The sequence below is a fragment of the Hymenobacter glacialis genome, assembly GCF_001816165.1.
Classification (GTDB): domain Bacteria; phylum Bacteroidota; class Bacteroidia; order Cytophagales; family Hymenobacteraceae; genus Hymenobacter; species Hymenobacter glacialis.
Genome location: NZ_MDZC01000090.1, coordinates 67,750 through 83,235, shown reverse-complemented (window position 1 = coordinate 83,235; position 15,486 = coordinate 67,750). Strand labels below are relative to the sequence as shown.

At 62.0% G+C, this 15,486-nt stretch carries 11 protein-coding genes; 5 read left to right on the top strand and 6 right to left on the bottom strand.

What is annotated here, in order from left to right:
- Nucleotides 1-24 precede the first annotated feature (24 nt).
- The gene (locus BEN48_RS14065; RefSeq protein WP_070735557.1) at nt 25-2,343 is read left to right on the top strand and encodes a TonB-dependent receptor; all 2,319 of its coding nucleotides are present in this window, start codon (nt 25-27) and stop codon (nt 2,341-2,343) included.
- A 127-nt stretch (nt 2,344-2,470) separates the two neighbouring features.
- On the opposite strand, the gene BEN48_RS14060 is transcribed toward BEN48_RS14065, so the two are convergent.
- A complete protein-coding gene (locus BEN48_RS14060) occupies nt 2,471-4,840 on the bottom strand; it encodes an alpha-amylase family glycosyl hydrolase (RefSeq protein ID WP_070735556.1) in 2,370 nt (789 codons plus the stop codon).
- A 335-nt stretch (nt 4,841-5,175) separates the two neighbouring features.
- Here BEN48_RS14060 and BEN48_RS14055 point away from each other — a divergent pair, with 335 nt between their 5' ends.
- Together BEN48_RS14055 and BEN48_RS14050 are read left to right on the top strand one after the other, a co-directional pair.
- Nucleotides 5,176-6,027: a murein L,D-transpeptidase catalytic domain family protein gene (locus BEN48_RS14055; protein ID WP_158010201.1), complete on the top strand. Its 852-nt coding sequence runs from the start codon at nt 5,176-5,178 to the stop codon at nt 6,025-6,027.
- Nucleotides 6,028-6,204: 177 nt separating this feature from the next.
- Entirely contained in the window at nt 6,205-7,044 is an 840-nt protein-coding gene (locus tag BEN48_RS14050) for a murein L,D-transpeptidase catalytic domain family protein (RefSeq protein WP_070735554.1), read from the top strand.
- 177 nt (nt 7,045-7,221) lie between these two features.
- On the opposite strand, the gene BEN48_RS14045 is transcribed toward BEN48_RS14050, so the two are convergent.
- From BEN48_RS14045 to BEN48_RS14035, 3 genes are all read right to left on the bottom strand, one after another.
- Nucleotides 7,222-8,283 carry an Ldh family oxidoreductase gene (locus BEN48_RS14045; RefSeq protein WP_070735553.1) on the bottom strand — a complete coding sequence of 354 codons (1,062 nt, stop codon included), beginning with the start codon at nt 8,281-8,283 and terminating at the stop codon, nt 7,222-7,224.
- 9 nt (nt 8,284-8,292) lie between these two features.
- Entirely contained in the window at nt 8,293-9,249 is a 957-nt protein-coding gene (locus tag BEN48_RS14040; protein ID WP_070735552.1) for a Ppx/GppA phosphatase family protein, read from the bottom strand.
- Nucleotides 9,250-9,377: 128 nt separating this feature from the next.
- Nucleotides 9,378-10,262 (bottom strand): class I SAM-dependent methyltransferase, encoded by an 885-nt coding sequence (locus tag BEN48_RS14035; protein WP_070735551.1) that lies wholly within the window; start codon nt 10,260-10,262, stop codon nt 9,378-9,380.
- 438 nt (nt 10,263-10,700) lie between these two features.
- Between BEN48_RS14035 and BEN48_RS14030 the strand changes: the two genes are divergently transcribed.
- Complete coding sequence (locus tag BEN48_RS14030; protein WP_070735550.1) at nt 10,701-12,527, top strand: peptidoglycan D,D-transpeptidase FtsI family protein; 1,827 nt, start codon at nt 10,701-10,703, stop codon at nt 12,525-12,527.
- A 94-nt stretch (nt 12,528-12,621) separates the two neighbouring features.
- A complete protein-coding gene (gene dapF, locus BEN48_RS14025) occupies nt 12,622-13,419 on the top strand; it encodes a diaminopimelate epimerase (protein ID WP_070735549.1) in 798 nt (265 codons plus the stop codon).
- A gap of 173 nt (nt 13,420-13,592) precedes the next feature.
- Here the strand turns inward: dapF and BEN48_RS14020 are convergent, their stop codons facing one another.
- Nucleotides 13,593-14,273: a type 1 glutamine amidotransferase domain-containing protein gene (locus BEN48_RS14020; RefSeq protein WP_070735548.1), complete on the bottom strand. Its 681-nt coding sequence runs from the start codon at nt 14,271-14,273 to the stop codon at nt 13,593-13,595.
- Nucleotides 14,274-14,402: 129 nt separating this feature from the next.
- Nucleotides 14,403-15,401, bottom strand: a complete 999-nt coding sequence (locus BEN48_RS14015) for an NADP-dependent oxidoreductase (protein ID WP_070735547.1) — start codon at nt 15,399-15,401, stop codon at nt 14,403-14,405.
- Nucleotides 15,402-15,486: the final 85 nt, after the last annotated feature.

Here is a 15,486-nt window from a genome sequence, read left to right as displayed (position 1 = left end):
ATACTCCGCATTCTTTCCTTATAGATGAAATTTCTACTTACCGCTCAACAAGCTGCGTGCAGCCTGCTCCTGGGGCTGTGTTTGATGGGGCAATTCGTGCACGCGCAGGGCACGGCCACGCTGCGCGGCAGCGTGGCCGACTCGCTCTCCGGCCAGCCACTGGCGGGCGTGAGCGTGGGCCTGCAAGGCCAGCCCGGCGGCACTGCCACCGATGCGCTGGGCAACTTCCGGCTCGCGAGCGTGGCCCCCGGCACCTACACGCTGCGCGTGGGCGCGCTGGGCTACCGCGCCGCCAGCCAGACCGTGACGCTGGCGCCCGGCGAAACCCGCGCCATGCCATTCACTATTGCGCCCGTGGCCCTAAGCCTTGCGGAAGTAACCGTGAGCCAGCCGAGCGACCCCAACCAAAGCCTGGCGGCTATCAGTCAGATTGATAAAGTGCTGCGGCCCGTGAACTCGGCTCAGGACTTGCTGCGGCTGGTACCGGGCCTGTTTATTGCCCAGCACGCGGGCGGCGGCAAAGCTGAGCAGATTTTCCTGCGCGGCTTCGACGTGGACCACGGCACCGATTTCGCGGTGAGCGTAGACGGCTTGCCGGTGAACATGGTGAGCCACGCCCACGGCCAGGGCTACGCCGACTTCCACTTCGTGATACCTGAAACGGTGGAGCAGCTGAAGGTGTACAAAGGCCCGTACACGGCGCGGTTTGGCGATTTTGCTACGGCCGGCGCGGGCGAGTTTAGCACCAAAGCCCGCCTCGATGCCAGCCAGGTGAAGCTGGAAGTGGGGCGCTTCGACACCTACCGCGCCTTGGTGATGCTGGACTTGCTGGAAAACAACAACCGCCACCTCTTTTCCAAAAAGCCCGAAAGCGCTTACGTGGCCGCCGAGTACAACTTTACCAACGCTTTCTTCGACCAAAAGCAGGATTTTCGGCGCTTCAATGGCCTGGCCAAGTACACCGGCCAGCTATCGGACCGCACCTCGCTCACGCTGCTGGCCTCGCACTTTACTTCCAGCTGGGACGCCAGCGGCCAGATTCCCGAAAGCGCGGTGCGCGAGGGCATCATCTCGCGTTTTGGCAGCATTGACCCTAGTGAGGGCGGCAACACCAACCGCACCAATGCCTCGGCGGTACTCGCCACGGGCCTGCCCGGCGACGCCGTGCTTCGCCAGCAGCTCTACTATTCGCGCTACAACTTCAACCTGTTTTCCAACTTTACCTTTTTTCTGAATGACCAGGAAAACGGAGACGGAATCAACCAGACCGATGACCGCAACATTTACGGCTACACCGGCACCTACGACCGCGACGACCAACTGGGCGCTCGCAATGTGCACACCACCTTCGGCGTGGGCACCCGCATCGACGACACGGACCTTACCCTGCGCCGCGCCGTGCGCCGCACCATCACCGACACCACCACGGCCGGCCGGGTACAGGAGCGCAACTTCAACGCCTACCTCGACGAAACCCTGACCCTAACCGACCGCCTCACGCTGAACGCCGCCGTGCGGGCCGACGTGTTCGTGTTCGATTTCCGGGGCATCACCACCAACGACGATGGCAACCTAGAGCCATTGCGGGGCCGCAAAATCCGCGCCCGCGTATCGCCCAAGCTGAATTTGTACTACCAGCTAGCACCCAAGGTGCAGCTGTTTGCGCGCTCCGGCTTTGGGTTTCATTCCAACGACGCCCGCGGCGTGGTGCGCGGCACGGTGAACGATAACGCCCTGCCCCGTGCCATTGGCTACGAAGCGGGTAGCACTTTCAAGCCCCTGCCGAGCGTGGTGGTGAACGCCGTGCTCTGGGCCCTGCATTTGGAAGATGAACTGGTGTACGTGGGCGATGAGGCCGTGGTGGAAAGCGCCGGCCGCACCCGCCGTTATGGTGCCGACCTGTCGGTGCGCTACCAACTCACCCGCGCCCTGTTTGCCGATGTGGACCTGAACTACAATCACGGCCGCCTGGTGGGCGTAGCCGAAGGCCAGAACTTCATTCCCCTGGCACCGCGCTTCACCAGCGTGGGCGGCCTCACCCTCAAAAACCCGCAGGGCTTCAGCGCCAGCCTGCGCTACCGCCACCTCGACAGCCGCGCGGCCAACGAGGATAACTCCATCCGCGCCCGCGGCTACTTCCTGTTCGACGGCGTGCTGAACTACACCCAACCTCGTTTCCAAATCGGTGCCACCGCCGAAAACCTGCTCAACGTGGATTGGAATGAGGCCCAGTTTGCCAACCCCAGCCGCCTGCGCGGCCAAACCACGCCCGTAGAGGAACAGCTGCATTTCACGCCCGGCACGCCGTTTTTCATTAAGCTGAATGCCAGCGTGTTTTTCTAAATTATAACCTCCGAAAGCTTCCTGCAAAAACGTCATGCCGAGCGCAGTCGAGGCAAAGTGAATGTGCGAAAAAGGCCTCTCCATTATTATGAAGAGGCCTTTTTGATTTGTAAGGAAATTGCTGAGGTTACCGCAGCGCCACTTTACGGCTGATTTTGAACTCTGGCACCGTCAGCTGGTACAGGCCGGTTCCCAGGGCCCGCTTCACGCTGAGGCGCGCTTCGTTGGAGCCGGGGTAGAGGCGCAGGGTCTCTTCGTGCACCAGGCGGCCGGTGAGGTCGTGGAGGCGCACGGTCACGTTCTGCTGGCGGTTGGTTTGCAGCACCACGTCGATGCGGTCGGCCGTGGTAGGGTTAGGAAACACCGAAACCTCAGCGGCGGTCAGTTCTTCGGCGGCCTTGGTTACCACCGCGTCGCGGCGGCCGGTCATGGCGCCGGTTACCACGGTGGGGGCGGTGTAGGTCACCTTCACAAAGGCGCGCTGGGCGGGGTTGGTGGTCACGGCGTTTTTGGCTTTGAGCGTGTACCAGCCCTCGGCGATGGGGGTATAGGTGCCCACGCGGTTGCCGGTGCCGGTGCTGCTGCTCACTACCGTGCCGGCGCTGTTCAGCACGGCCACGGTGAGGCTGCGGGTGGCATCGGTGGGAAAGAGGGTGTAGCTGATGCTCTTGTTGGCGGCCACGTAGATGCGGCCCGCCGTGCGGTAAGCCGTGGAGGAAGCCGGCAGCTGCCCGCCCTGCTGCAGGGAGCGGGCGTCGGAGTCGCCCAGGTCGTCGGCCAGCTCCCATTCCTGGGTGGTGGCGCGGCCCACTTTGGCGTAGTTGGTCACGGCGGTGGTGGGGGCCCACACCGAGTAGCCGCGGCGCCCGCCGGCGGCGGTGCCGTTGCAGGGCGGCGTGTTAATCACCACCGTCTGCGAGCCGCTTACCGTAACGGTGGCCGTGCCGTTGGCGCCGGAGTAGTCCTTGAGCACGGTGCCGGGCGCGAAGTCGCAGCTTACGGTGCTGTTCTGCCAGGTGCTGAAGTTGTCGTTGATGCCGATGATGGCCTTGGTGCTTCGTTCAATCACGAGGTGGTCGGCAGCCTGCCAGCGCACCTTATAGGCCCCTTCCTTAAAGCGCAGGTTTTGGTGGCACCAAATCAGGTTTTCAATGTCGGAGCGCACGGGCAAATCCACGGTGCTTTTGGGGCTGTGCGAGTAGCGCTTGCCGGTGCTGCCAATGTTGAACAAGTCCTCGAAAAACAGCTGCGGCGAGCCGTCTACAGACAGCAGCACGGCGTAGGCTGCCGAAAGGCGTGGGTCGAAGGGGTCGATGTGCGGGGCCAGCTCCGAGCCGGTGTTCCAGCCGGTGTAGTTGCCGGTGGCGTCTACCTGCGGCCGGAACGTGTCGTGGTTGTTCACGAAGGGCACCGTGCGGTGCACATAGGTGCCGTTGGTGAGCACCACGCGCCGGCCCTGCTGGTAGCCGGGCAGGTTGCCGATGTTGAAATTGCCGCCCCCGCTCACCATGGAGTAGATGCCGTCGCGCATGCCAAAGTCAAACGTGCCGGCGCGGTCCTGCACCTCGGTGCACCACTGGTCCAGCTGGGCTGCCCCGCCCACCCATTCGCCCACGGCGTACATGGTGGGGCCGCCGTTGGCCCAGCCGGCGCTGCTTTGCATGTTGTAAAGAAAGTCCTCCATGGCGAAGGACGGAAAATGCTTCACGGCATCAAGCCGCACGCCGTCGAAACCCACCTGTTTCTTGTACCAAATCAACCATTCGCGCTCCTTGTTGCGCATGTAGTCGGCGCCCTGCACGGGGTTGAAGGTGGCGTTGGAGCTTTGGCCGTAGGAGCCATTGTAGTAGCTGATATCAGGCCCGAACAGTACTTGGTTTAGGTCGCCGCTGGTGGTGTTATTGCCGGGGTTGGGGTTGAAGTTCTGCCAGTTCTTAGAGAAGCGGCCGCTGCGGGCCAGGTAGTTGGCCGAGGTTTCGGCGGTGGCCGGCGTGGCGTAGCTCACGTAGCGGAAGTTCTTGTACTTGCTGGTCGTGAAGTCTTCGTACGCCGCCGGGTCCTGGCCGCCTGCCCCGGTGGAAGAGCCCGCCCCGTCGTTGTGGTTCAGCACGATATCCTGCACCACGTCGATGCCGTTGGCGTGCAGAATGGCCACGCCGCGCAACAGCTCGTCTTTGTTGCCCACGCGGGTAGCCAGGAAGCCCTTCTGGTACTTATCGCCCAGGTCGTAGTTGTCGAAGGGCGAGTAGCCATTGCCCTGGTTGGGGCTTTTGATGGTGGGCGGCATCCACACGGCGTCAATGCCCATGGCTTTCAGACGCGGGGCCAGGTCGGCAATGTAGTTGGCCCAGCCGTTGGGGTAGTTGCTGTTCCAGTAGTCCCACCAGAAACCCTGCAGCACGACTTGCTGGGCACGGGCCGCCTGCGTGCCAAGCCCCAGGAAAAGGGCCAGCAGTAGCAAAGGGCGGGTGAAAGAAAATTTTGTAGAAAGCTTCATGTAGGAGGATTGATTTGAGATAAAAAAAAGAACAAAATGCATCTATTTTACTTTTTCTAGATACACCCGGCCTGGTTGAGCCTTAGAGGTTTGTAAGGTATTGTTTTATCGCGTTTTTACTGCCCGCAAGCCATAATCTTTTAAGCTCTTTTCTCGCCTGGAACTCCTTGGTTTTTTGTGGGCAGAGAACAGAGCCCAGCTTCCCGGAAGGTAAGCCAGCGCGGCCGGGGCGAAGACTGGCCCTGTAGTGCCTTCGCAACGTGATTTTTGCAGTTCCAAGGGGACGTAATGCTTCAAGCCACCGTACTTTGCAGGCAATGGTTTGGTTGAACAAAATGAAGAAGGCCGCGAGTAAGACGGCGGTTAACTGGAAATGGCTGGCTGCGGCCGTCGCGCTAAGCATAACGGGTTGCCAGCGCCGCGTCGATGTGCCCGGCCGCGCCGCTGCGCACATGCCGCCGAAAACCAGCGTTCATGCGGCTCCAACGGTAGCCAGTGCGCTTCCCGATTCGTTGGCCCTCACGCCGGTGCCGGTAGTGCCCCACCTGTCCGATACCCTGCGCCAAGCCATCCGGCGCCTGCACGCCGCTCTGGGCCCCGCTGCGGCTAACCTGCGCCCCGAAGTGCTTGAGCAAGCCTGCGTGGGCTACCTCACGCTGCACCCCATCGGCCGCATTGAGCGCGCCGGCCTGCTGGCCGTGGCCGACATGGACCTGCCCAACACCACCCCCCGCCTGTGGGTGCTGGACCTGCGCGCGGGCCGGGTGCTGCACCACAGCCTGGTGGCCCACGGCGAGGGTTCGGGCAAGCTGCGCGCCACGCGCTTTTCCAACCTGGAGAAGTCAGCCTGCACGTCGTTGGGTTTCTATCGCACCGCCGATACGTACGACGGCATTCACGGCTACTCGCGCCGCATCGAGGGGCTCGACAAGGGCCAGAACGCCAATGCCTTCAACCGCTACGTGGTGCTGCACGCCGCCGATTACGCCAGCCCCAAGTACATCAAGCAGCATGGCCGCCTGGGCTACAGCCGCGGCTGTCCCGCGTTGCCACCCGAGCAGTACAAGGCCATTATTGCCTCGGTGCGAGTGGGCAGCATGCTGCTAATCAGCGGTCCAGGGCTGGCTTCGCGTTGGCTCGATGGCGCGGCCGCCGGCAAGCGTTTCCTGGCGCGGGGCTGGGAGTGAAACTGGAAAAAGGCAGGCTGGCCGGAGGGAAGTAATATAGCCCAAACGGAATCTTTTGGCCAACTCAGTTGTTAATAAGTGAGCCACCAGTCCGCAAGCTTCGTATAAGGTTGCGGACCAACAGCTACGCACGAGCCAACTGGTTCGGCTTGCCTCACCTGCCAATTCCAAGAAACTATGCACCAGACCAGCGTAATTCAGCGCAAACGCAAGATGCAACGGGCCCGATTAGCACGTCGGGTGTTGCCTTTCCTCGCGTCGTTGTTTCTGGCCACTCCGATGGCGACCCCCGTAACCAAGTCGATGGCTGGTAACACGGGCAACTCAATCCGCATGCCCAAGGTGTCCACTTCGTCAACCGCGATGCTCGACCAGAAGCTGCGTTCCAGCTACGAAGCCCTTGGTGCCAAGGAGCAGGGCCTCAAGTTCGAAACGTTTGCCAAGGCCATGACCGGCTACCTCAACCTGCGCGAAGCCGGCCAACTCACCGAGGACAAGCAGTTGCTGACGGTGGTCGATTTCGACCTGCCTTCTACCGAAAAGCGCCTGTGGGTGTTCGACCTGGCCACCAACGAAACCAAGTTTCACACCCTCGTGGCCCACGGCCACAACTCCGGCGAGAACGAAGCCACCAACTTCTCCAACACCGACGAGAGCAACATGAGCAGCCTTGGCTTCTACGCTACCAGCAAGGAGTACCAGGGCAAACACGGCCGTAGCCTGCGCCTGGAGGGCCTCGACGAGGGCTTTAATACTAATGCCGCGGCCCGTTCCGTGGTGATGCACGGCGCCGACTATGTGAGCGAGGCTTTCATCAAGCAGAACGGCCGCCTGGGCCGCAGCCTCGGCTGCCCCGCGTTGCCCATGGACTTGAAAGATGAAATCATCGAAGCCGTGAACGGCGGCACTTGCTTGTTTATCAACAAGTCCGATGCCGGCTATGACTCGAAGTACCTGAATCAGAAAACGGCCATGACTGCCTTGGTGTCCACGGCCACGGCCACCGCCCACAGCTAGTCAATAAAGTTGCTGTAATACAAAAGGCCCGTCTGGATATCCAGACGGGCCTTTTCTTTGGGGGTTGGACTGCTTTTAACGTCCCTGTCATGCTGAGCCCGGGAAGCATCCTTCCCCGCTAAACGACCTGTTTTACCCTGATAAGATGCTTCGCGCTCAGCATGACAGGGTTTTTTGCTACAGCTTCACGCCAAATTTCTGCCCGACGACTTCTAAGTCCTTGATTACCGCGTCCAGCAACGGGATGCCATCCAGCAGGCGCACGGCGGCCATTGCGCGCTCCGGGTCGCCGGGAATGAGTACCTTTTTGCCCTCAATGGCCTGCGCGTTGCGAAAGGTGGTAACCCAGTTGTCCATGTGCGCTTTAAACTCGTCGGCGGGCCGAAAAGCATCGACGCGCATGGCTCCGAAAAAGTGGCCCAGGCCCAGGCCCACGGGGTCAGTGGGTGGTTGCAGGAACGCTACAAACGGCGGCACCCACGGCCCATAGTTGGCGCCCGAAAGCACCGCCGAAAATATATCAACCACCGCGCCCAGGGCGTAGCCCTTGTGCGAGCCTGTGGCGCCGCCCAAGGGCAGCAGGGCGCCGCCATTTTTCACGGCGTTGGCATCGGTCGAGGCGCTGCCGTCGGCGCTCTGTACCCAGCCTTCGGGCACGGGCAGCTGCTTGCGCTGGGCTATCTCAAGCTTGCCGTTGGCGGCGGTGGTGGTGGCGAGGTCGGCCACAAAATCGGGTTGTTCGCCGGCGGGCACGGCCACGGCAATGGGGTTGGTGCCCAGCAGGCGGTCGAGCGAGTGGGTGGGCGCGACCAGGGGCGAGGCGTTGGTCATGGCCACGCCTATCATGTCGTGGGCCAGGGCCAGCATGGCGTGGTAGCCGGCAATGCCAAAGTGGTTGGAGTTCTTCACAGAAACCCAGCCGGTGCCTACTTGCCGGGCTTTTTCGATGGCCACGCGCATGGCTTTGGGACCCACCACCAGGCCCAGGCCGCCGTCGCCGTCCACCACGGCCGTGCTGGGCGTTTCGTACGTCACGCCCACTCGGGGAGTCGGGTTGATGCGGCCTGCTTCCCAAAGACGCACGTAACCCACCAAGCGGGCCACACCGTGCGAATCGATGCCGCGCAAATCAGCCGAGAGCAGGGTTTCGGTGGCCAGCGTGGCATCGTCCTCCGGGCAGCCAATGCCGCGGAAAACCGCCTCGGTGAAGGTGAAAAGCTGGTTGTAGGAAAACGTCATAGGAAGGGATTAAGCGGCCAGCATTTCCGCCAGCAGGCCTTCTTTCAGGGCGAAGGCCGAGGTGCGGATGCGGGTGATGCCAGAGATGCCCAGCACAAAATCGATGAGCACCGCTGCCACCACCAGCATGTCGGCCCGCATGGGCAAAATGCCGGGCAGGGCCATGCGCTGCTCGTGGTTGCCGCTGAGCAGGTGCCGGTAGCTCTGCTGGAAGCTGGCCATCGCCAGCTCGGTGTGCGGCGGCAGCTGCGCTTCGGTGCGCAGCTCGCCCAGCTGCATGTCGGCCAGGCTGTCGAAGCTGCCCGAAGCGCCAACCAGGCCCACGGGTTGGTAGTGCGCAATGGCCGCGGTGAGCGGTGCCAGCACAGTGTTGAGATACTGCTGTTCGGCGGCCACCGCCGCAGCAGGCATTACGCCTTCGGGATTGGGAAAAAACTGGTCCAGCAGACGCTGGGCGCCAATCTCAAAGCTTTGCTTCCAAAAGATGGTAGCCTCGTCGGCAATGATAAACTCCACGGAGCCGCCGCCAATGTCCATGAGCAAATGCGGCTCGGCGCCCAGCGCCACGGCCTGGCGGATGCCGGCACAAATCAGCTCCGCCTCCCGCTCGCCGGCAATGACGTCAACCCGAATACCGGTTTGCACAAAAATATCGCGCACCAGGTCCGGGCCGTTGCTCGTGACGCGAATGGCGCTGGTAGCCGTGGCGCGGGTTTCGGTCACCTCGTGCAGCTCAATTTCCTCCTTGAAGCCCGCCAGCGTGTGCAGGGCCCGGGCGTAGGCCTCGGGTGCAATAATGCCCTGGCTAATGCCGCCCTCACCCAGGCGCACGCCGGCTTTGGTGCGTAGCAGGGGCACGGGCTTTTCACCGGGCTGGGTGGGCATCTCCACAATGAGGAGGTGGAAGGTGTTCGTGCCCAGATCAATAAGTGCGAGACGGCGGGGATGGGTGTGTGCGGTGTGCATAAAAAAGCTGTTTTACTTGTCTGTCATCCTGAGCTCGCGAAGGACCTTATCGCGTTCGCGCTATCATGACCAACACCAACGGCATTGGCGTGATAAAGTCCTTCGCAAGCTGAGGATAACAGAAAAAATTAGTTAGCAAACCGGCAGAAGGTGCCCAGCGGCAGCTTGCGCTGGCCCGCATCGTGCAGGTAAATCTCACCCAACTCCCGCACGGCTTTCGGGCCCGGGAAGATGGCCGTGGTCAGGTTGTCCAGAATCAGGGCCGAGAAGCCCAGGGAGTACAAGTTCACAACGAAAAAATGGTCTTCCGGGTCCAGCAGCTGCTGGCTGAGCTTGAGCAGCTCATTCAGCTCGTCTTCGAGCTGCCACTTTTCGCCGTTGGGACCACGGCCGTAAGCGGGCGGGTCGAGGATGAGGCCCTGGTACTTGCTGCCGCGCTTCACTTCGCGCCGCACGTACTTCATGGCGTCTTCCACCAGCCAGCGCACGCCGTCGAGCTGGCTGGCCTCCATGTTGTCGCGAGCCCAGAAGTTGACCTGCTTCACCGAATCCAGGTGCGTAACGTCGGCACCGGCGGCGCGGGCAGCCAGCGTGGCCGCGCCCGTGTAAGCAAACAGGTTGAGCACTCGCGGCAATTTAGCCCGACGCAGGCGCGTCTGGTTGTAGATGAACTGCCAGTTGGGGTCCTGCTCCGGAAACAGCCCCACGTGCTTGAACGACGACAAACCCAGCCGGAACTTCAGCTTCAGGCCGTCGGGCCGCTCGTAGCCAATCACCCACTGCTCGGGCATGTCGGGCTTGAGGCGCCACTGGCCCTTTTCGGTGCTGCCGGGGGCGCGGGCGAAGGCGGCATCGGCCTTTTCCCATTCCTTCAGGGGCAGGTGCGGGTCCCAGATGGCCTGGGGCTCGGGCCGGGCCAGCACGTATTTGCCAAAGCGTTCCAGCTTCTGAAAGTTGCCGCAGTCGATGAGCTCGTAATCGGGCCAGGGCGAGGTGGTGAGGAAATCGTACATAGAATGCGCAAAGGTAGGGGCCGTGCCCGTGCCCGGCAGGGCCAGCTAATTGGGCGGTAGCTCAGACGGAGCCTTTTAGGGTTTGGGGCCGTATAGGGCTGCAACCAGCTTCTGATTAGTTGTTGGTTCCGCGTGAAAAACAGATGTTCAAAATTCAAAAAGACCCTGAATTACCGGCTTGGGTGTTCCTGGCCCTGCGACTGGGTTCGCTGCTCGCCGTGGCTGTCATTGCCGCCGTTGTGGTCAGGTGCAGCGGCTACTGAGTCCGGTGCGAAAATTGAATACGAGGGGTAGCGGCGCAAGATATTGCGCCGCTACCTGTACAACCATCCAAAAGATGGTACGTGGCAATTACGCCTCATCTGCAGGGCCGCTGGCCTCGTTTATCGAAAAGCATCAGCTACCCGTGCAGTTACCGCCTAGCTTTAGCAGATGTTAATGGTTCTTGCCCCCTGGAAAACCTATCTTTTTGCCTGCGTGCTAATGCTGACGGCTTGTTCATCGCCGGCCCAGCAGCCCGAGGTGTTGGTGGCGGATTCTTCCCTGGGGCCCCTAACCCCGCGCCGCGACCTTTCAGAAGCACCCCGGCGGGGCCGCGTGCTCGACCGCAACGACTCCGTGCTGGTCGCCACCCGGTCGGTGTACCTGCTCACCCTGCCGGTGCGCCCGCCGCTGGACTCGGCCGGGCTCAACCGCCTGTTGGGCTGGCGCGAGAGTGCCCTCCGGGACCGCATTGCTGCGGCTCTGCCCTACGAAGGCGCCCGCCCCAAAGCAGGCGTGAAGCTGCTGCTAACCAACGTTGAAGCCGAGAAAATACGCAAGCGCCAGAAGGAGTGGCCCATGCTTAAGCTCACGCAGCAAACCATGCGCACTTACACCACCAGCACGGGTGCGCCCGTGCTTGGCTATGCCCCCGACCAGGCGCAGGCTTTCCTGAGCTCGGCCCAGCGCTACCGCCGGGGCCGGTTCTACCGCCTGCGCAACGGCGGCGTCGAGAGCTACTACAATGGCCTGCTCAACGGCCGCCGCGGCATCCGGCATCCGCTCCTTGACTCCATGGGCCAGGAGCGCGGCAGCTGGGCTGCCGACACCGCGTTTCAGCAAGGACAGGACCTGCACCTGAGCCTCGACACCAAGCTGCAGGCTTATGCCGAAAGCCTGCTGGGCGGCCGCAAGGGCTACCTCGTTGCCCTGGACCCGCGCACCGGCGAGGTGCTCTGCGCGGTGTCGGCCCCCACTTTCGCGCCCGGCGCGCTCACTGCGCCCGACCGCGCCGGTACGCGCCGGCAGCTGCTGGAAAACGAAGACATGCCCCTGCTCAACCGCCCCGCCACCCTGGCCAACCCGCCCGGCTCGGTATTTAAGCTGGTGAATGCGGCCATTGCGCTGCAGGTGGGTGCCATTCAGCCTACTACCGGTTTCCGGTGCGACCAGTCGCTCATCAATTGCGTGCACCACCACCCCCGGCCCAGCAACCTGACTATAGCCCTGCAGTACAGCTGCAACCCCTATTTCTACCAGGTGATGCGCAACCTCATCGACCACGTGCCCGACAACCTGGTGGCCGATACCGTGGCCGCCCGCCACGCCAACCTAGCCACCTGGCGGCGCTACGCCCGCTCATTCGGCCTCGACTCGCTGCTGGGCGTGGATTTGCCCCGCGAGCAGGCCGGCTTTCTGCCCACGCCGGCGTACTACGACAAGGCCCGGCGCACCCGCAACTGGAAGTATCGCTCCATTTACTCGCTGAGCGTGGGGCAGGGCGAAGTAAACCTCACGGGCCTGCAAATGGCCAACATGATGGCCATTATCGCCAACCGCGGCTGGTACTACACGCCGCATTTTGTGCGTAGTGTGGGCACCGATGGGCCATTGCCCCGCTTCACCAAAAAGCGCTACACCCTCATCGACAGTATTAATTTGGAAGCCCTGGTGCCCGGCATGATAGCCGTGATGCAGCGCGGGGGCACGGCCGAGTCCTCCAGCCTGGCCGATGTGGGCATTACCATAGCCGGCAAAACTGGCACCGTGCAAAACGACGAAGGCGACGACCACGCCACCTTCGTGGGATTTGCCCCGGCTCAAAACCCCAAAATTGCGATAGCCGTGTACTTGGAGAACGCGGGTTTCGGGGCCACCGCCGCCGCGCCCGTCGCCGCGCTGGTCATCGAAAAATACCTGCGCGGTAACATTGCTCCCAAGCGCAAAAGCTCGGAGCAGCGCATGAAATACCGCACCGCCAGCTACCAGCGTGAGCATAGGTAGGGCAACAGCTCAAACTTACCGACCTTTGCGCCTGCTTCCGTCGGGCTGCTCCGCCGACCGGCGGGAAGTATAATGCCAGTAGTTTAGCCCCGCGATGACTTTCCACAAATACCAAGGCACCGGCAATGACTTCGTTATCATCGACGACCGCGCCATGCAGTTCGACGAAACCGACCACGCCCGCATTGCCCACCTCTGCCACCGCCGCTTCGGCATTGGGGCCGATGGGCTGATGCTGTTGCGGGAACTGAGTGGCTACGACTTCGAAATGGTATATTTCAACGCCGACGGCCACCCCAGTTCCATGTGCGGCAACGGGGGGCGCTGCCTGGTGGCGTTCGCCAAATACCTGGGCATTGTGGAAGACACGGCCCACTTCCTGGCCGTGGACGGCCCGCACGATGCGCAAATTGAAGCCGACGGCACCGTGCGCCTCAAAATGCAGGACGTGGCCGTGCCCCGGCGCGCGGCGGTAGGGGAGGGCGATGTATTTCTGCACACCGGTTCGCCCCACCACGTACAGTTCCTCAGCCCCGCAGAGTTGCCGTCGCTGGCTGAACTCAACATCTTTGTTGCTGGCCAGGCCATTCGCTACCACCAAGCCTATGGCCCCGCCGGCACCAACGTAAACTTCGTGGAAGTGCCCGCCGACCCCCGCCAGCCGTGGCCCGTGCGCACCTACGAGCGCGGCGTGGAGGGCGAAACCCTAAGCTGCGGCACGGGCGTGACGGCCGTGGCCCTGGCCGCCTCGCAGCGCGGGGCCGTTTCGCCCGTGCGGTTGCAAACCATGGGCGGCGAGTTAGAGGTTGCTTTTGAGCAGCAACCCGATGGCGGCTTCGAAAACGTGTGGCTGAGTGGACCCGCCACGCGCGTCTTCGGCGGCGAGCTATAGCCTTTGGCCTGGCACAAGCCGCCAATAGAAAGATGCCGGAGGTACTCCGGGCATATTCTTTGGAAGCAAAAGAGCCTGGCGCATCGCGCCAGGCTCTTTTGTGATAAGGCTGCCCAGAAAGTCAACGAAATAGCTGACCGTCCGGCTGGGCTCTATCTGAAAGGCAAAAAGCCCTACTTCTTCAGCATCGCCAGCAGTTTCTCAGCGGCTTCTTCCGAGGAGGCGGGGTTCTGGCCCGTAATCAGGTTGCCGGCCGATACCACGTAGGACTGCCAGTCGGCGCCTTTCGAGTAGTTGCCACCCTTTTCTTTCAGCATGTCTTCTACCAGAAAGGGCACTATGTTGGTCAGCTGCACCGCCTCTTCTTCGGTGTTGGTGAAGCCAGCTACCGACTTGCCTTTTACCAGCGGCTCGCCGTTGGCGGCTTTTACATGGCGCAGCACGCCGGGGGCGTGGCACACGGCAGCTACCGGCTTGCCAGCGTTGTACATAGCTTCGATAAAGGCGATGGACTTCTTGTCTTCGGCCAAATCCCACAGGGGGCCGTGGCCGCCGGGGTAGAACACGGCATCAAAATCTTCCGCTTTAATGGTGTCGAGCTTCACCGTGCTGGCCAGGGCTTTCTGGGCGGAAGTGTCGGCTTTGAAACGCTTGGTAGCCTCGGTCTGGGCGCTGGGGTCGTCGCTTTTGGGGTCGAGGGGCGGCTGGCCGCCTTTGGGAGAGGCAAGCGTAACATCGGCGCCGGCATCGATGAAGGTGTAGTAAGGCGCGGCGAATTCTTCGAGCCAAAAACCGGTTTTTTGGCCGGTGTTGCCGAGTTCATCGTGCGAGGTCAAAATCATTGCAATTTTCATGGTGCTTTGGTTTTAGTGGTTGTAGAAAAAAGTGATGCCGGAATTAGTCCAGCAGTTGGTAAAAAGTCTCGGCGCGCTTGGCCAGCAGTGGCCCGATTTGCTACACATGGCGTTGTATGGGATGTGCCCTTAAGCCACTTTCACCACGGCCTTGCCCGTGTTATCACCCTTAAACAGGCCCAGGAAAGCAGCCGGAATATGGTCGAAGCCTTCGGTGACGGTCTCCTCGCCTTTCAGCTGGCCGGCGGCGTACCACTCCGTGAGCTTGGCTATGCCCTCGGGCCAGCGGCTCAGGTAGTCGCTCACGATGAAGCCCTGCAGCTTGGTGCTTGTTTTAAGGAGCTTGCCTTCGGGGCGGGGGCCGGTGGGCGTTTCAGTGGCGTTGTAAGTCGAAATCTGGCCGCAGAGGGCGATGCGGGCGTGCTTGTTCAGCAGGTCGTATACGGCGTCGGTAATGGCGCCGCCCACGTTGTCGAAATAGCAATCCACGCCGTTGGGAGCGGCGGCGGCCAGGGCTTTCGCAATGTCGGGCGTGGTTTTGTAGTTGATGGCTTCGTCAAAACCCAGGGCTTTGAGGTGGGATACTTTCTCGTCGGTGCCCGCCGTGCCAACCACGCGGCAGCCCTTAATTTTGGCCAGCTGGCCCACAATCAAGCCCACGGCCCCGGCCGCACCAGACACCAATACCGTTTCGCCGGCTTTGGGTTGGCAGATGTCGAGCAGGCCAAAATAGGCCGTGAGGCCGGGCATGCCCAACAAGCCCAGGAAGTAGCTGGCGGGCGCTTTGTCCACGGGCACGGAATTTAGGGTCTGGGCATCGGCTACATTGAACTCCTGCCAGGCCAGGTTGCCCACCACGGTGCTGCCCACGGGCAGGCTGTCGCTCTGGCTTTCAATCACCTCGGCCACTACGCCGCCCGCAATGGGCTGGCCTACCTCAAACGGGGCCACGTACGATTTCGCGGCGCTCATCCGGCCCCGCATGTAGGGGTCTACGGACACGTAGCGCGTTTTCAGCAGAACCTGGCCGGTAGTGAGGGCGGGTGTTTCGCGGGTCTCGAACTGAAATTGCTCGGGTGTAGGCGTGCCTTGGGGGCGGCTGGCGAGCAAAATGGCCTGCGTTTTCATAGGAGGGAATGTTGCGTTCAGAAATAAAAAATAGCCGTGCCACCGTGGTCACGGCACGGCTATTCCAAGGTGGCTGACTCGAAAG